Source organism: Streptomyces sp. NPDC026673, assembly GCF_040638135.1.
GTDB lineage: Bacteria > Actinomycetota > Actinomycetes > Streptomycetales > Streptomycetaceae > Actinacidiphila.
The window spans coordinates 1-17,034 of sequence record NZ_JBEZXR010000031.1; the positions used below are offsets into that span (position 1 = coordinate 1).

Annotated in this window: 13 protein-coding genes; 7 read left to right on the forward strand and 6 right to left on the reverse strand. The window is 72.7% G+C overall.

Annotation, left to right across the window (positions count from 1 at the left end):
• Positions 1–87: 87 nt before the first annotated feature.
• A complete protein-coding gene (locus AB0F62_RS21415) occupies positions 88–1,263 on the reverse strand; it encodes a hypothetical protein (protein ID WP_361801128.1) in 1,176 nt (391 codons plus the stop codon).
• A 206-nt stretch (positions 1,264–1,469) separates the two neighbouring features.
• On the opposite strand from AB0F62_RS21415, the gene AB0F62_RS21420 reads away from it, so the two are divergent.
• The 4 genes from AB0F62_RS21420 to AB0F62_RS21435 all read left to right on the forward strand — a co-directional run bounded on the left by AB0F62_RS21420 (position 1,470) and on the right by AB0F62_RS21435 (position 7,789).
• The gene (locus AB0F62_RS21420; protein WP_361801345.1) at positions 1,470–2,579 is read left to right on the forward strand and encodes an aspartate aminotransferase family protein; all 1,110 of its coding nucleotides are present in this window, start codon (positions 1,470–1,472) and stop codon (positions 2,577–2,579) included.
• A 67-nt stretch (positions 2,580–2,646) separates the two neighbouring features.
• A complete protein-coding gene (locus AB0F62_RS21425; protein ID WP_361801131.1) occupies positions 2,647–4,950 on the forward strand; it encodes an IucA/IucC family protein in 2,304 nt (767 codons plus the stop codon).
• A 21-nt stretch (positions 4,951–4,971) separates the two neighbouring features.
• Positions 4,972–5,721, forward strand: a complete 750-nt coding sequence (locus tag AB0F62_RS21430) for a GNAT family N-acetyltransferase (protein ID WP_361801134.1) — start codon at positions 4,972–4,974, stop codon at positions 5,719–5,721.
• Between the two features lie 79 nt (positions 5,722–5,800).
• Positions 5,801–7,789, forward strand: coding sequence for an ATP-dependent DNA helicase (locus tag AB0F62_RS21435; RefSeq protein ID WP_361801137.1), 1,989 nt, complete (start codon positions 5,801–5,803; stop codon positions 7,787–7,789).
• 84 nt (positions 7,790–7,873) lie between these two features.
• Here the strand turns inward: AB0F62_RS21435 and lexA are convergent, their stop codons facing one another.
• The gene (gene lexA / locus AB0F62_RS21440) at positions 7,874–8,644 is read right to left on the reverse strand and encodes a transcriptional repressor LexA (RefSeq protein ID WP_361801140.1); all 771 of its coding nucleotides are present in this window, start codon (positions 8,642–8,644) and stop codon (positions 7,874–7,876) included.
• Between the two features lie 537 nt (positions 8,645–9,181).
• On the opposite strand from lexA, the gene nrdR reads away from it, so the two are divergent.
• Together nrdR and AB0F62_RS21450 are read left to right on the forward strand one after the other, a co-directional pair.
• Positions 9,182–9,694, forward strand: coding sequence for a transcriptional regulator NrdR (nrdR, locus tag AB0F62_RS21445; RefSeq protein WP_361801143.1), 513 nt, complete (start codon positions 9,182–9,184; stop codon positions 9,692–9,694).
• 128 nt (positions 9,695–9,822) lie between these two features.
• Positions 9,823–12,738 carry a vitamin B12-dependent ribonucleotide reductase gene (locus AB0F62_RS21450; protein ID WP_361801146.1) on the forward strand — a complete coding sequence of 972 codons (2,916 nt, stop codon included), beginning with the start codon at positions 9,823–9,825 and terminating at the stop codon, positions 12,736–12,738.
• 653 nt (positions 12,739–13,391) lie between these two features.
• Here the strand turns inward: AB0F62_RS21450 and AB0F62_RS21455 are convergent.
• From AB0F62_RS21455 to AB0F62_RS21465, 3 genes are all read right to left on the reverse strand, one after another.
• The gene (locus AB0F62_RS21455) at positions 13,392–14,858 is read right to left on the reverse strand and encodes a DHA2 family efflux MFS transporter permease subunit (protein ID WP_361801149.1); all 1,467 of its coding nucleotides are present in this window, start codon (positions 14,856–14,858) and stop codon (positions 13,392–13,394) included.
• A 99-nt stretch (positions 14,859–14,957) separates the two neighbouring features.
• On the reverse strand, positions 14,958–15,134 hold the full coding sequence (locus AB0F62_RS21460; RefSeq protein WP_361801152.1) for a VOC family protein: 177 nt from the start codon (positions 15,132–15,134) through the stop codon (positions 14,958–14,960).
• A gap of 124 nt (positions 15,135–15,258) precedes the next feature.
• On the reverse strand, positions 15,259–15,381 hold the full coding sequence (locus tag AB0F62_RS21465) for a hypothetical protein (RefSeq protein WP_361801155.1): 123 nt from the start codon (positions 15,379–15,381) through the stop codon (positions 15,259–15,261).
• 85 nt (positions 15,382–15,466) lie between these two features.
• Here AB0F62_RS21465 and AB0F62_RS21470 point away from each other — a divergent pair, with 85 nt between their 5' ends.
• Positions 15,467–16,075 carry a YdbC family protein gene (locus tag AB0F62_RS21470; protein ID WP_361801158.1) on the forward strand — a complete coding sequence of 203 codons (609 nt, stop codon included), beginning with the start codon at positions 15,467–15,469 and terminating at the stop codon, positions 16,073–16,075.
• 45 nt (positions 16,076–16,120) lie between these two features.
• Here the strand turns inward: AB0F62_RS21470 and AB0F62_RS21475 are convergent, their stop codons facing one another.
• On the reverse strand, positions 16,121–16,912 hold the full coding sequence (locus AB0F62_RS21475; protein WP_361801161.1) for a VOC family protein: 792 nt from the start codon (positions 16,910–16,912) through the stop codon (positions 16,121–16,123).
• Positions 16,913–17,034 lie beyond the last annotated feature (122 nt).

The following is a 17,034-nucleotide window of genomic DNA, read 5'->3' on the forward strand; positions in this document are numbered from 1 at the left end:
TTGGCCATCACGTGGTGAAACGCGCCGGTCGGCTCGTTGGGAGTCTCGCCGCTGGGGGCGGCGACCCATGCCGTGGCCTGGGCGGCTCTAACCGCGGACGGCGTCGAAGATCGCCTTCGCCTCGGACCCCAGACGCGGTCCCGCGAGCCAGCGGGGGCTGTCCTGGGGGCCGATGGAGGTGTTGCTGACCAGGGCCGGCTTCCCGCCCGGCCCCCGGGCGAACCAGCCGCCGCCGGAGGACCCGGCCGTCATGGTGCAGCCGAGCCAGTGCATGGTGGGCGCGTCGGGGTCCAGCGCGAGGCGGACCGGGTCGCCCGCACAGTGGTACTGCTGGTAGCCGAAGCCGTCGAAGGGGGCCGCCGCGGGGTAGCCGCGGATGTCCATGGCGTCGATGCCGGCGGAGGTCGGCGCGTCGAACCAGACCGGCACGGAGGCCCCGACCGTCTCCTCCAGCGACGTGTCCGAGTCCGGGTTGGTCACCTTCAGCACCGCGAAGTCATAGGGGTAGGCGGAACTGCTCTCGGAGGACTCCCCGCCCCCGTCGATCCACTGCTGGGAGGTCCCCGCCTTCGTCGCCCACCAGGTGCCGTACGGGGCGAGCTGCTCCTTGCCGGCGCCCTGCAGCGCGGCACCGCTCAGGCCCTGGTCGTTGAAGGACGGCACGAACACGATGTTGCGGTACCAGCCGCCCTGGGCGCCCGCGTGCACGCAGTGGCCGGCCGTCCACACCAGGTTGCTCCGGCCCGGGTTCGCCGGGTCGGCGACCACGGTCGCCGAGCAGACCGCCTGGCCGTCGGGCATGTCGAAGAGCAGCTTGCCCGTCGCCGGAGAAGCGTCGTGGTACGGGGTCGCCAGCCGCTGCGCCCTGATCGGGCCCGGCTCCGGGTCGGTGGTGCCGTCGTCCGCCTGCCGGACGTCGACCTGCTGTTCGTCGTCCGGGGTCCCGTCGGCGTTGCGGAGCCGGTCGGCGTCCCAGAGGTCCTCGATGATGGGGTTGATGAAGTCGGCCGCGTCGCGCAGCCACTTGTCCTTGTCCCAGTCCTTCCAGCCGCCGTTCTTCAGCGCGTCGGCCCACTTGCCCAGATCGTCGATGCTGGTGGGAAGGGCGGTCGGCAGCTGGAGGCCGCCGTCGCCGGACGTCGCGGTGGGTGTCGGGCTGGGCTTGGCGTCGGCGTTGTCGTCGGACGGGCCGCAGGCCGTCGCCGTCACGGCGAGCAGTGCCACGGCGACGGCGGCCGCGGCCAACCGGCTTATCGATGGCATGGGTTGTGACCCCCCTGTTGTGAACACGGCGTCTGCCCGTTCAAGGGCAACCCCCCACTATGCCCTCGCGGAGTGGGACGGCGGAGGCCCGGCGGTCGGTTCCGTGGCGAGGATCTTGGGCACAGGCAGTTGCCGCCGCGCGCGTGCCGTCGTTGGTAGCTCCGGGGGTGCAGCAGCCGACACCGAGGAGACAGCACGTGGCCGCCATGCCGAGCGCGACGGGGCGACCGGCGGTGCACGTGGGCGACTTCGACGGCACCGGGGGCATCCCGCGCCGGCGGCCGATGCGCGAATCCGCGGCCGGGACGTACGCCCGCACGCTGCTCCTCGACTCCGCGCGCGGCGGCGGCCTGACCACCGGGGGTGCGGAGGGCCGCCACCGTGTCGTGGCGGAGGCCGATCGCGCCGTCCCCGGCTCCGGCGCCGCGCGTCATGTGCCGGGCCGCACCGCCCTCCTGACGGCCGCATGCACCGGCGACCCCTTCGCTCCCCTGCCGCGCGTGCCAACCGAGCGCCGACGCGTCCCTTGCCATGGCCCGGCCTGCGGCGACGCCGCGCCCTTCCGCACCGCGACGGGGCGCGGTGGACCGCTCGCCGTCGCCGGCGGCCGGATCGCCGGGCTCTGGTACCCGTACGGCCACCGCGGCTCGTTCGGCGTCGGCGGCCGGCAACGCGCCGAGAGCCGCGCGCACTTGGCCCGGGTGATGCCGGACCCGGCGCGCGGAATCCCGCTCGTCGCCGACGCGGCGCGGACAGGCGTGGGGCGCACCGGGGCCCTCCCGACCGCCGGGCCCGGCGGCGTCGCTCCCGACGTCATGGTGATGCCCGAGGCGATCGACGGCAGCCTCCCGCCGGCCGCCGTCGTCCACCGAGACGCACTCGACGTCCGGCAGCCCGGCTCCCCTACCGGCAGCTGCCGCGGCGACCGGCCCGCCACGGCCGCGGGGGTGGCCCCCCTCTGCTGCGCACGGCGCAACGGCCCCGCGGAACGGGCGCTTCCGCCCGGCGCCCGCATGCCGGGGCGGCCGCGGTATCCGGACGCGGCGCCCGCCCGCGGCCTCAGGCCCCTGCCCGGCCGCGAACCCTGCCGCCCGCACGCGGCCCCCGGCCGCCGGGGCCTCCCGCACACCGGGCCCCGACGCGCCCCCGCAGCCCCGCGCGCGGCCCCCGACCGCGGACCCATCGCCGAACCCGGCGGCCGCGACGGGGGCGTGAGCTGGCTGCCGCCCCCACTCACCCTCACCCAAGACATGCCAGAAGCCGTCCCGGACCGCCCCGCCGCCGCCCTTGCCGCGGCGACGGCGGCCCGGGTGTGACCCCGCGTCCGCCGGCCCGCGCCCGGGCCGGTGCCCACCGGACGCCGACCCTTCACGGAGCGAAGCGATGACCGTACGTCCCGGCGACGAAGCCACCGCGGCCGTCCCCCACCAGGCCCGGCGTGCCGCGACGGCCGACCTTGCCGGCCCCACCGAGCTGCCGGAGCGCCCCGTCCCTCCGGTCGCCGCGGTGTCCTCGGCCGACGCCGATCTCCTGGAGCGGGCCGTTCCACCGGTTGCCGGGGTGTCTTCGGCGGACGTCGGCCTGCTGGAGCGGGCTGTCCCCCTGGTTGCCGCCGTGTCGCCGGCGGAGGTCGACCTGCGGGAGCGGGCCGTCCTCCCGGCCGACGCCGTGCCACCGGCGGACGCCGACCCCCTGGAGCGGGCCGTTCCACCGGTTGCCGCCGTGCCGCCGGCGGACGTCGGCCTGCTGGAGCGCCCCGTCCCCCCGGCCGCCGCCGTGCCCCCGGCCGACGCCGACCTGCTGGAGCCGGCGGTCCCCTCGGTTGCCGCCGTGTCGCCGGCCGCCGCCGATCCCCTGGAGCGCCCCGTCCCCCCGGTCGCCGCGGTGCCGTCGGCGGACGTCGACCCGCTGGAGCTGGCCGTCCTCCCGGCCGATGCCGTGCCACCGGCGGACGCCGACCCCCTGGAGCTGGCCGACCCCTGGGCCGCCGCCGACGCGGCGGGCACGGACGCCCTGCTGCGCTGCTGGGTCCGCGAGACCGGGCTGTCTGCGGAGCCGGGCGGACGCACCCTGCGCGTACCGCTGCCCGCGAGCGGCGCGGAACTGCTCGTCCCGGTCCGGTACTGGTCGGCCGCCGGCCACCACCGCTTCGGAACACCGCGGCCCGCCGCCGGAGGCGCCCCGCTCGACGCCGTCACCCTCGCCGCGCTGCTCGCGCGGGAGGCCGCGGCGACCGGCCCGCACGGTCCGGACCTGGTGGCGCGGGTCGCCGACTCCGTACGCCACACGGCCGCGTTCCTCGCCGAGCGCCGTGCGCGCCCGGCCGCCCCGCACGGCACCCACCCCTTCCTCGACGCCGAGCAGGCCCTCGTCCTGGGCCATCCGCTCCACCCCGCGCCCAAGGGGCGGGAGGGACTGAGCGAGGCCGAGGCCGCGGTGTACGCCCCCGAGCGGCGGGGGGCGTTCGCCCTCCACTGGATGTCGGTGCACCGTTCCCTGCTGGCCGCCGACTCCGCCTGGACCGAACGCGGCCGTCCCGTCCCCGCCGAGCACCTGCTGGCGGGGCTCGCCGGCCCCGAGCTCGCCCGGCGGCTCCCCGCGGGCACCGTGCCGCTGCCCCTCCACCCCTGGCAGGCCCGCGAGGTCGCGCACCGCCCTCAGGTACGCGAACTGCTGGAGGCCGGACTGCTCCACGACCTCGGTGCGGCGGGCGGCCCCTGGCACCCGACGTCCTCCCTGCGGACGGTGTACCGGCCCGGCGCCGCGGCGATGCTCAAGCTCTCCCTGGGCCTGCGCATCACCAACTCCCGGCGCGAGCACCTCCGCAAGGAACTCCACCGGGGCGTCGAGGTGCACCGGTTGCTCCGCGCCGGTCTCGCCCGGCGCTGGCACGCCGTCCACCCCGGGTTCGACATCGTCCGCGACCCGGCCTGGCTGGCCGTCGGCACCGCCGCGGGCGTCCCCGTGCGGGGCCTCGACGTCGTCCTGCGGCACAACCCCTTCGGCCCGGGCGACGAGGTGCGCTGCCTCGCCGGGATCACGGCCCCGCGCCCCGCGCCGCAAGGCGGCGGCGCGCTGCGGTCCCGGCTCGCCGAAGTGCTGGCCCGGCTCGCGGCCCGCACCGGACGGCCCGTGGCGGCCGCGGCCACCGAGTGGTTCCTGCGCTACCTGGACGCGGTGGTCCGGCCGGTCCTGTGGCTCGACGGGGAGGCGGGCATCGCCCTGGAGGCCCATCAGCAGAACACCCTGGTCGTCCTCGACGCCGACGGCTGGCCGGCCGGCGGGCGCTACCGCGACAACCAGGGCTACTACTTCCGCGCCTCCGCGCGGGCCGCGCTCACCGACCTGCTCCCCGGGGCCGGCGAGGAGAGCGACACCTTCGTGCCCGACGCCGTCGCGGACGAGCGCCTCGCCTACTACCTGGGCGTCAACAACGTCCTCGGTCTCGTGGGAGCCCTCGGCTCCCAGCGCCTGGCCGACGAGCGGGTGCTCCTGGCCGCCCTGCGCCGCTTCCTGGAGAAGGCCGCGGCCACCGGCCGCTCCGGCCTGCCGGGGCGGCTGCTGGACGAACCCCTCCTGCGCTGCAAGGCCAACCTCATGACCCGTCTGCACGGCATGGACGAGCTGGTAGGTCCCGTCGACACCCAGTCCGTGTACGTCACCGTGCCCAACCCCCTCACCGCCTGACGAGAGGAGGCCGCCACCGCCATGACGACCGCCGACCCCACCCGCGCCCCCGCACTCCGGCCCGGTCCCGCCGAGCCCGGCGGCACCGGCGCCGAGAACGCCGACGACACCCTCGACCTGGAACTGCCCCCCGAGGTCCGCGCCCTCTTCGACGAGGACGTCACCGCCGACGACCGCGCCGGCGGCCCTGCCCCGCTCGACGACCTCCTCGACGGCGTCGCCGACTGGGGACCGGTCGGCACCCCCGCGGGTACCTTCCAGCTCGTTCCCGTACGCCCCGAACGCGACCTCCCCGTCATCACCCGCTGGATGAACGACCCCGCCGTCGCGGAATTCTGGGACCTCGCGGGCAGGCCGGAGGTCGCCGAGCGGCACCTGCGCGCCCAGCTCGACGGCGACGGCCGGAGCATGCCCTGTGTCGGGGTGCTGGACGGGGTGCCGATGAGCTACTGGGAGGTCTACCGCGCCGATCTCGACCCGATCGCGCGCCACTACCCGGCCCGTCCGTACGACACCGGGCTCCACCTGCTGATCGGGCCCGTCGCCGACCGGGCCCGGGGCGTCGGCGGCGCCCTGCTGCGCGCCGTCGCGGACCTCGCCCTGGAGCAGCGCCCCCGGTGCACCCGGGTGGTCGCCGAGCCGGACCTGCGCAACACCCCGTCCGTCGCCGCCTTCCTGGCCGCAGGCTTCCGCTTCTCGGCGGAGATCGAGCTGCCCGGCAAGCGGGCCGCGCTGCTGATCCGCGACCGCGCGCTGCGTCACGTCCTGTGACCGGCAGTGCCGGAGGGGGGTCTCCGGCAGGTCCGGCGGGCACCGCGGTGTCAGTGCCGACCCGTAGGCTGGACGCCCTATGACACAGCCCGCGAAGCCCGCCCTCACCGACCTCCTCCACGCCGCCGTCAGCGCGGTCGGCGGGGTGGAGCGCCCCGGCCAGGTCACCATGGCCGAAGCCGTCGCCGAAGCCGTCGACGACGGTTCCCACCTGCTGGTCCAGGCCGGCACCGGAACCGGCAAGTCGCTGGGCTATCTGGTGCCCGCGCTGGCCCAGGGCGAACGGGTGGTGGTGGCCACCGCGACCCTGGCCCTGCAGCGCCAGCTCGTCGAACGCGACCTGCCGCGCACCGTCGCCGCGCTGCAACCGCTGCTGCGCCGCGAGCCGCAGTTCGCGATGCTCAAGGGCCGGTCCAACTACCTGTGCCTGCACCGGCTGCACGAGGGCGTGCCGCAGGACGAGGGCGACGGCCTCTTCGACCAGTTCGAGGCCGCCGCGCCGACCAGCAAGCTCGGCCAGGACCTGCTGCGGCTGCGCGACTGGTCGGACGAGACGGAGAGCGGCGACCGGGACGACCTGACCCCGGGCGTCTCCGACCGTGCCTGGCAGCAGGTCTCCGTGACCTCCCGCGAGTGCCTCGGAGCCTCCCGCTGCGCCTACGGCGCCGAGTGCTTCGCCGAGGCCGCGCGCGAGCGGGCCAAGCTCGCCGACGTCGTGGTCACCAACCACGCGCTGCTGGCCATCGACGCCCTGGAGGGCGCTCCGGTGCTGCCGAGCCATGAGGTGCTCATCGTCGACGAGGCCCATGAACTCGTCTCGCGCGTCACCGGGGTCGCCACCGGCGAGCTGACCCCCGGCCGCGTCAACCGGACCGTGAAGCTCGCGGCCAAGCTGGTCAACGAGAAGGCCGCGGACGCCCTCATGAGCGCCTCGGAGGGCTTCGAGCGGCTGATGGAACTGGCCCTCCCGGGCCGCCTCGAGGAGCTGCCCGAGGATCTGCTCTACGCCCTGATGGCGCTGCGTGACGCCTGCCGCCTGGTCATCACCTCCCTCGGCGAGACCCGTGACCGCTCCGTGCAGGACGAGGACGCCGTGCGGAAGATGGCCCTCGCCTCTGCCGAGAACGTCCACGAGGTCGCCGAGCGCATCGTCGAGGGCTCCGAGTACGACGTCGTCTGGTACGAGCGCCACGACCGCTTCGGCGCCTCGCTGCGGGTCGCCCCGCTCAGTGTCTCCGGACTGCTGCGGGAGAAGCTGTTCACCGAGCGCTCCGTCGTCCTCACCTCCGCCACGCTGCGGCTCGGCGGCGACTTCAACGGGGTCGCGGCCTCGCTCGGGCTTCCCCCCGAGGGCACGGTCGCCGCCGAGGGGGAGGAGGAGCCACCGGCCTGGAAGGGCGTAGACGTCGGCTCGCCCTTCGACTACCCCAAGCAGGGCATCCTCTATGTCGCCCGCCATCTGTCCCAGCCCGGCCGGGACAGCGGCCGCGAGGACATGGTGGACGAGCTCGCGGAGCTGATCGAGGCCGCCGGCGGTCGCACGCTCGGCCTGTTCTCCTCCATGCGCGCCGCCCAGGGCGCGGCGGAGGCGCTGCGCGGCCGCATCGACCACCCGATCCTGCTGCAGGGCGAGGAGACCCTGGGCGAGCTGATCCGCAGCTTCGCCTCCGACGCGCGCACATGTCTGTTCGGCACCCTGTCGCTCTGGCAGGGCGTGGACGTGCCGGGGCCGAACTGCCAGTTGGTGGTCATGGACCGGATCCCCTTCCCCCGTCCCGACGATCCGCTGATGAGCGCACGGCAGAAGGCGGTGGAGGAGAGGGGCGGCAACGGCTTCATGGCGGTCGCCGCCACGCACGCCGCCCTGTTGATGGCCCAGGGGGCCGGCCGGCTGGTGCGGGCCTCCGGAGACCGCGGGGTCGTCGCAGTGCTCGACCCGAGGCTGGTCACGGCCCGCTACGGCGCCTTCATCAAGGCCTCGCTGCCGGACTTCTGGCAGACGACCGACCGCAACCAGATCCGTCGCTCCCTGGCCGCGATCGACGCCGCCGCATCCGCGGCCGAGTGACCGCGCCGGGCCTCACCGGGGAACACAACAGGGCCCCGGAACCGGCGCAGAGGTCCCGGGGCCCGGTCACGGGCGGGTCCTGGATCAGACCCGGCGCAGCACCGCCACCACCTTGCCGAGGATGGTCGCCTCGTCACCGGCGATGGGCTGGTACGCGGCATTGTGCGGCAGCAGCCACACATGCCCGTCCTCGCGCTTGAAGCGCTTGACCGTGGCCTCGCCCTCGATCATCGCGGCGACGATGTCGCCGTTCTCCGCGACCGGCTGACGGCGCACGGTCACCCAATCGCCGTCGCAGATGGCGGCCTCGATCATCGAGTCGCCGACGACCTTCAGGACGAACAGCTCGCCGTCGCCCACCAACTGGCGGGGGAGCGGGAACACGTCCTCCACGGACTCCTCGGCGAGGATCGGGCCACCGGCGGCGATCCGGCCCACCAGGGGGACGTACGAGGCCGACGGCTTGCCCGCCGTGTCCGTGGGCTGCGCCTGCGCGGAGTCGGAGGCACGCACCTCGTACGCACGGGGCCGGTGCGGGTCACGCCGCAGGAAGCCCTTCCGCTCCAGTGCCATGAGCTGATGGGCGACCGACGACGTGCTCGACAGCCCGACGGCCTGGCCGATCTCCCGCATGGACGGCGGATAGCCGCGCCGCTGGACGGAATCCCGGATCACCTCGATGACGCGCCTTTGGCGGTCGGTGAGTCCGGAACTGTCCGCCCGGATTCCCGGAGGTCGTCCGGGTAGCGCGCGTGCGGGCTTTGGTGTCTCGTCGTTCATCGCTTCCATCGGGCGTAGCCGGTCCTGGGGGCGGTCATGGGCGGTCAATGCAGCGCTGTCGGCGGTGGTGGTCACGGCGGCCCCTCTCGAGATGTTCTCCCTAGTAGGACAACGGTAGTTGCTTTCGAAAGGTTGCGCCAAACACACGTTCGAGTGAATTTGCGCAGATCCACTGTCGCGATCAAGGTGTCGATGGTATTGATCGAATATAAATTCGAATTCATCCTGCAATCGAGAGGTGAACGCCGTTCCTTCGGGCCGGTATTGCCGTCGCCCCTCGCTTCTTCCGCCCCGGGTTCCATGATGCGCGAGCCGTGACGATGCGTACACCCAGTGTGTCACTCGCGCCCCGGCTCTCCCGGGAGGCGGCGCGTCGCGTAGGCTCCCGTCCCGTCGGCGGGCCGCGACACGCGGTTCGCGCGATAGGTGAATGTGGGCACCGCGCCACCAGATCTAGTGGTTGGATAGAGCCCAGCCCCCACAAGTAGTGGTCCTGGTGTCATCAAGCCCTCCTGGATCGCCTATGCTTGTGGCTGCTTCGCGGGGCCCTGACCGGCCCCTCGGGCTCAGAAGTCGTGCGCTCACCGTGGGTGAGGGAGGGAGAGGGAAACGATGCACTGCCCCTTCTGCCGACACCCCGACAGCCGCGTCGTCGACAGCCGGACCACCGATGACGGCACCTCGATCCGCCGTCGCCGGCAGTGCCCCGACTGTGGTCGCCGGTTCACGACCGTGGAGACGGCCTCGCTGATGGTGATCAAGCGCAGCGGGGTCACCGAACCCTTCAGCCGCAACAAGGTCATCGCCGGAGTCCGCAAGGCCTGCCAGGGCCGGCCCGTCACCGAGGACGCCCTCGCCCAGCTCGGGCAGCGCGTCGAGGAGGCGGTGCGCGCCACGGGCAGCGCCGAGCTGTCGACCCACGATGTCGGGCTGGCCATACTCGGCCCGCTGAAGGACCTGGATCTGGTCGCCTACCTCCGGTTCGCCTCGGTCTACCGGGCCTTCGACTCGCTCGAGGACTTCGAGGCGGCGATCGCCGAGTTGCGTGGCCAGGGGCCACCGGGAGACGCCGGAGGGCGGGGCCGGGACGGAGCCGTCCCCACCCCCGCCATCGCCGCCGACTAGCGGCGGCGGACCGGCACGGATGTGCCGGGCACCTGTGGGGGGTGCACCGGCCGCGAGAGACACTGACGCGGGAAGACCGCGGCGCTTCAGGGCGTTTTACCTGTAATGCCTGTAATGGGAGGCGGCACATGACAGAGACGGCGAGCGGCCCGGCACGGAGTTCCCGAGCCAAGGCCGGCAAGGCGGCCGCGGCGGCCTCGGCCGCCAAGGGCCTGCGCATCGAGCGCATCCACACCACCCCGGGGACGCACCCCTACGACGAGGTGGTCTGGGAACGCCGTGACGTCGTCATGACCAACTGGCGCGACGGCTCGATCAACTTCGAGCAGCGCGGCGTGGAGTTCCCCGACTTCTGGTCGGTGAACGCGGTCAACATCGTCACCAGCAAGTACTTCCGCGGCGCCGTCGGTTCCCCGCAGCGCGAGAGCAGCCTGCGGCAGCTCATCGACCGTGTGGTGACGACCTACCGCAAGGCCGGCGAGGACCATGGCTACTTCGTGTCCCCCGCCGACGCGGAGATCTTCGAGCACGAGCTCACCTGGGCGCTGCTCCACCAGGTCTTCAGCTTCAACTCCCCGGTCTGGTTCAACGTCGGAACCGCCCAGCCGCAGCAGGTCTCGGCCTGCTTCATCCTCTCGGTCGACGACTCCATGGAGTCCATCCTCGACTGGTACAAGGAAGAGGGGATGATCTTCAAGGGCGGGTCCGGCGCCGGCCTGAACCTCTCCCGCATCCGCTCCTCCAAGGAGCTGCTCTCCTCCGGCGGCAACGCCTCCGGCCCGGTCTCCTTCATGCGCGGCGCCGACGCCTCCGCCGGCACCATCAAGTCCGGCGGCGCCACCCGCCGCGCGGCCAAGATGGTCGTCCTCGACGTCGACCACCCGGACGTCGAGGCCTTCATCGAGACGAAGGTGAAGGAGGAGGAGAAGATCCGCGCCCTGCGCGACGCGGGCTTCGACATGGACCTGGGCGGCGACGACATCACGTCCGTCCAGTACCAGAACGCCAACAACTCCGTCCGTGTGAACGACGAGTTCATGAAGGCGTACGAGAACGGCTCGAAGTTCGGCCTGCGCGCCCGGATGACCGGCGAGGTCATCGAGGAGGTCGACGCCAAGGCCCTCTTCCGCAAGCTGGCCGAGGCCGCCTGGGCCTGCGCCGACCCCGGCATCCAGTACGACGACGTCATCAACCACTGGCACACCTCGCCGGAGTCCGGCCGCATCACCGCGTCCAACCCCTGCAGCGAGTACATGCACCTGGACAACTCGTCCTGCAACCTCGCGTCGCTCAACCTGATGAAGTTCCTCGACGACGACGGCAAGGGCACCCAGCGCTTCGACGCCGTGCGCTTCGCCAAGGTCGTCGAGCTCGTCATCACCGCGATGGACATCTCCATCTGCTTCGCGGACTTCCCGACCCAGAAGATCGGCGAGACCACCCGCGCCTTCCGCCAGCTGGGCATCGGCTACGCCAACCTCGGCGCCCTGCTGATGGCGACCGGCCACGCGTACGACTCCGACGGCGGCCGCGCGCTCGCCGGCGCCATCACCTCGCTGATGACCGGTACCTCGTACAAGCGCTCCGCGGAGCTGGCCGCGGTCGTCGGCGCCTACGACGGCTACGCCCGCAACGCCACCGCCCACAAGCGCGTCATGAAGCAGCACTCCGACGCCAACGCGGCCGCCACGCGCATGGACGACCTGGACACCCCGGTCTGGGCCGCGGCCACCGAGGCCTGGCAGGACGTCGTTCGCCTGGGCGAGAAGAACGGTTTCCGCAACGCCCAGGCCTCCGTGCTGGCGCCGACCGGCACCATCGGCCTGATGATGGACTGCGACACCACCGGTGTCGAGCCCGACCTCGCCCTGGTCAAGTTCAAGAAGCTGGTCGGCGGCGGCTCGATGCAGATCGTCAACGGCACGGTGCCGCAGGCCCTGCGCCGCCTCGGCTACCAGCAGGAGCAGATCGAGGCGATCGTCGCCCACATCTCCGAGCACGGCAACGTGGTCGACGCCCCGGGCCTCAAGCCGGAGCACTACGAGGTCTTCGACTGCGCCATGGGCGAGCGCTCCATCTCCCCGATGGGCCACGTCCGCATGATGGCCGCGGCGCAGCCGTTCCTGTCCGGCGCCATCTCCAAGACGGTCAACATGCCGGAGTCGGCGACCGTCGAGGAGATCGAGGAGATCTACTACGAGGGCTGGAAGCTCGGCCTGAAGGCGCTCGCGATCTACCGCGACAACTGCAAGGTCGGCCAGCCGCTCTCCGCCAAGAAGAAGGCGGACGAGAAGAAGGCCGACGTGGCGGCGGCCGCCGCGCCCGCCGCCGTGGAGAAGGTCGTCGAGTACCGCCCGGTCCGCCGCCGCCTCCCCAAGGGCCGCCCGGGGATCACCACCTCCTTCACGGTGGGCGGTGCCGAGGGCTACATGACGGCCAACTCCTACCCGGACGACGGCCTCGGCGAGGTGTTCCTCAAGATGTCCAAGCAGGGCTCGACCCTCGCGGGCATGATGGACGCCTTCTCCATCGCCGTCTCGGTCGGCCTGCAGTACGGCGTGCCGCTGGAGACCTACGTCTCGAAGTTCACCAACATGCGCTTCGAGCCGGCCGGTCTCACGGACGACCCGGACGTGCGGATGGCGCAGTCGATCGTCGACTACATCTTCCGCCGCCTGGCGCTGGACTTCCTGCCCTTCGAGACCCGCTCCGCCCTCGGCATCCACTCCGCCGAGGAGCGCCAGCGCCACCTCGACACGGGTTCGTACGAGCCCGCCGCCGAGGAGGTCGACGTGGAGGGCCTCGCGCAGTCCGCGCCGCGCCAGACGGAGGCGCCGAAGCCGGCCGCCACCGTCAAGGCCGAGCCCGAGGCCGCCGCGGCGACCCCGGCGCCGAGGACCGCGCACAACTCCACGGAGCTGCTGGAGATCCAGCTCGGCCTCAACGCCGACGCCCCGCTCTGCTTCTCCTGCGGCACGAAGATGCGCCGCGCTGGCAGCTGCTACCTCTGCGAGGGCTGCGGCTCGACCAGCGGCTGCAGCTGAGACCGGGCGGGATCACGTCGGACGCATCGTCCGGCGTGGCCCGCGCGGGTAGCTGACCCGCGGTTCCGAAGGGGATCGGCCTCCGGCCGATCCCCTTCGCCGTGTCCGCACGGAGGAATGCCGCCGCGCCCCGCACGTGACCGTCCGGTGCGACGGCGATCACGTCGTCCGGGACCGGTGGCGTCATCCCGATGACGGCGAACTCGTCCTGCCCGCATTCCGTTTCGACGCCCTGGAATATGCCTCGGAGGTCGCGCGGGCGGCCGCGGATCACCCGTGGGAGCGGCCGGCGTGCACCATCGCTCGTCTCCTCGAGCGGAGAATCCACGCGGGTGAGTGGCTCACGCGACGGGAATGCGAACTCGGGTTTCCGTCCGCCTCGCCCTGGGATCGCGAGCGGATCGGCCTCTCCTTCTTTCATCTTCTTTCATCCGGTCCACCCGACGCGGGCGGAAGGCCGTTCATGGCCGCGGTCCCGGACGGGTATCGAGGTTTCCGGCGACGCCCCCGCCGAACAGACGGAAAGGATTCACGCGCGGATCGTGGAGTCCGATCCGCGCGTGAATGCCGAAGCCTGCGGTGGTGATGCGGAATCGGCCAGGCGACTCGGTCGTCCCTGGCTCCCGCGGCGGAACCCCTGAGTGTCCCGCGCTTCAGCCGGACCGCCCGGTGTCCTTAGCGGGCGGTGGCCGCAGCACCACGGCGGCGAGGACGAACGCCACCGCGAGCAGGGCCGCGCCCGTGCCGAAGGCGAGGCGGAAGCCGCCGGTGAGGGCGGAGGCGGTGCCGTGCCCGTCGTCGAGGAGGCTCTGCGTTCGCGACCCGGCCAGGGTGGACAGGACGGCGACGCCGAGGGCGCCGCCCACCTGCTGGGTGGTGTTGAACAGCCCCGAGGCGACGCCCGCGTCCTTTGGGCCCGCGCCGGACATGCCGAGCACGGTCAGCGCGGAGACGGCGAGGCCGAAGCCGCCCGCGAGCAGCATCGTGGGCAGCAGATCGGCGGCGTAGCCGGCGTGCACCGGCAGGCGTGTCAGCAGGCCGAGTGCCGCCACGAGCAGGGCGAGGCCGGTGAGCAGGACGCGGCGTTCGCCGAAGCGGGCGTTGAGGCGGGCCGAGAACGCGAGCGAGACCGTGCCGATGGACAGCGCGGCGGGCAGCATGGCGAGCCCCGTGGCGGCGGCACCGTACCCCCGGACGTTCTGCAGGTAGAGCGCCATGAGGATCTGGAAGCCGAAGAGGGCGGAGACCATCAGCACCTGGACGGCGTTGGCTCCGGAGACATCGCGCGAGCGGAACATGCGCAGCGGCAGCAGGGGGGACGCGGTCATGGCCTGACGGATCACGAAGGCACCGAGGAGAGCCACGGAGAGGGCGGCGAGACCGAGCGTGTACGCGGAGGCCCAGCCGTGCGCGCCGGTCTGCACGATGGTGTAGACCCCGGTCATCAGACCGCCGGTGACCAGGAGGGCGCCGAGGGCGTCGGCGCCGCGTGCCGGAGGCCGAGCGGGGTCGGGGGCCAGGACGCGTACGGCCAGGAGCGCGGCCGCAAGGCCGATCGGCAGGTTGATGAAGAAGATCCAGTGCCAGTTGGCGGCCTGGGTCAGCACCCCGCCGAGCACCTGCCCGATCGACGCCCCGGCAGCCCCGACGAAGCTGAACGCGCCGATCGCCCGGCCTCGTTCACGGGGTTCGGGGAAGAGCGTGACGATCAGGCCGAGGCTGACGGCGGAGGTCATCGCGCCGCCCACGCCCTGGAGGAAGCGGGCGCCGATGAGCACGGCCTGGTCGGTGGCGACGCCGCAGAGCAGCGAGGCCGCCGTGAAGACGGTGAGCCCGGCGACGAAGATCCGCTTGCGTCCGAGCAGGTCGCCGAGCCGTCCGGCCAGCAGGAGCAGCCCGCCGAAGGCGATCATGTAGGCGTTGACGGTCCAGGTGAGGTCGGCGGGGGAGAAGCGCAGATCGCGCTGGATGGCGGGCAGGGCCACGGTGACGATGCTGCCGTCCAGGATGATCATCAGCATTCCGGCGCACAGGACGGCGAGGGCCGGTCCACGGGAGCGGGTGCCGGGGGAGGCTCCTGGGCTTGTCGCGGCGGGCGAGAGCAGTGTGCGTAAGGACATGGCGTCGTCTCCTGGTTGTCGAGGACCCAGATACGACGCTAGCAGATTGTTTTGTTAGGGACTATCTCCTTCAGGACTTCTGAAGTTGGGTCAGTCCGGTCAGTCCGGTCGGTACGACTGGAGCTCCACGAGGGTGCCTTCCGGGGTACGCAGATGCGCGGTACGCAGGCCGGGGCCCCAATCGGGCCGTTCCTGGGGCTCGGTGAGCACGGTCGTGCCGTGCGCGGTGAGCGTTGCGGTGGCCGTGCCCACGTCGTCGACCCGCAGCACGACCATGGCCGTGTCCTGCGCGGGGGAGCGCGGGGGAGCGCGGGGGCAGGGTGTCGGTGCCGATCGTCCGGGCGAGCGCGGCCCGGGAGTAGAGCGTGAGGGCGGCTTCGCCGCCCGGATCCCAGTTGGCCTATCCCGGCTGCGGGATCACCTTGACCGGCTCGATGCCGAGCAGATCGCGCAGAGCCGCGGTCCGGAAGCGGGAGGCGGCGTCGAAGTCCTCGACGAGGAGGCGCGGGTGCAGGGCGTCCATGTCCTGATCGTATTCCTCGCCCCTTCAGGGGAGTTGGCTCCCTCCGTGGGACGAAGGAAACGCCGGCGGGTCATAGGATGGCGCGGTGTTGGTGAAGTGGATTCGCTGCGGAGTCGTCGAGCGCGCCGGATTCGAGCGCGGGCAGCGGAAATGGGCCAACGGGCTCATGGGGGAGCCGGGGTTCCGGGGACAGGGCGGTGGCTGGAGCCGCAGCCAGCCCGGCGTCGCGCACGTCTTCGCGTTCTGGGAGGACCGCGACTACCACGACGCCTTCATGGCCGGTGCGCACGACCGCCTCGCGGCCGCCCAGGCCGGTACCTACGAGAGCCTCGGCGTGAAGCTCTTCGAGCGCCGGCTGGACGTCAAGGTCGGCTTTCGCCCCCGGTTCGGCGACAGCGATGTGCTGCGGCTGGCGCACTGCAAGGTGCGGCCGGACCGTGTCGATCACTTCGTGCTGATGCAGGAGAAGGTCTGGAACCCGGCGATGGCCGGATCCCCGGGGATGCTGCGCGGTGTCTTCGCCCAGGGCCCCGAATCCGACTTCCTGGTGCTGTCGATGTGGGACTCGGCCTCCGAGCACGCCAAGTACCGGGACGGATCCATCACCCGGCTCTCCGAGCGTGCCGATCTGGAGGCGGACGTCCTCACCGTCGCGGGTGATGTCGTCGACCTGGAGCAGGCCTGGTCGATATGACGGCGCGGTGACCGCCGGCCGGTCCCCCAGTGGGAGCCGCCCGGATCAGCCCTTGCCGCCCCGTGCGGGACGGGTGATCACCGAGAAGTAGGCGCCGTGCGGATCGTCGAGTACCGCGACCCGCCCGACGTGTTCGAGGTCGAACGGCGGCACGGAGACGCTGCCGCCGAGCTCCGTGGCCCGCGCGGCCGCCGCGTCGGTGTCGGCGACGGAGAAGTAGTGCATCCAGTGCTGGGGTATCTCCTGCGGCCAGGCGTCGTTCATGAGCAGGACGCCGCCGAACTTCCGGCCCGTCCCCTCCACTTCGAGCTCGGTGTACGAACTGTCACCGGCGAAGGGATGGGTCTGCCCCGTCCAGCCGAAGACGCTCCGGTAGAAAGCGCGGGAGCCGTCCACGTCCCGGGTGTTGAGCTCGATCCAGCACAGAGTGCCCGGCTCGTCCATCAGGCCCGCGCCCTTGAAGAGGCCGGGCTGCCACGCGGCGAACTCCGCCCCGTGCGGATCGGTGAACTGCGCGAAGCTGCCCTGGTCGAAGACCGCCATCGGCGGCACGCAGACCGAGCCGCCCGCCGCCTCGACCGCCTTGGCCGTGTCGGTGACGTCGTTCGTGGCCATATAGGTGATCCACCGCGGCCGGTCGCCCTCGGCCATCACCGGGCCGACGGCGGCCACGTGCTCGCCGCGCAGGCTGAAGAAGGTGTATCCCCCCGCCTCGGGGGGACCCGCCTGGGAGTCCCAGCCGAACAGGCCGCCGTAGAAGGCACGGGAAGCCTCGATGTCGGGACTGCTCAAATCGGTCCAGCACGGTGTGCCGGGAACGAACGACGTGGTCTTCATGGCGGCCTCCAACCCGTGGCGCCCGCGAAGGCGCTCCCCTCTTCATGCTGAGTCTGCGACACGCCACTGACAATCGGGGGCGACCGGCCCCCTGCCTGCGGCGGCCGCCGGACGCGGACACC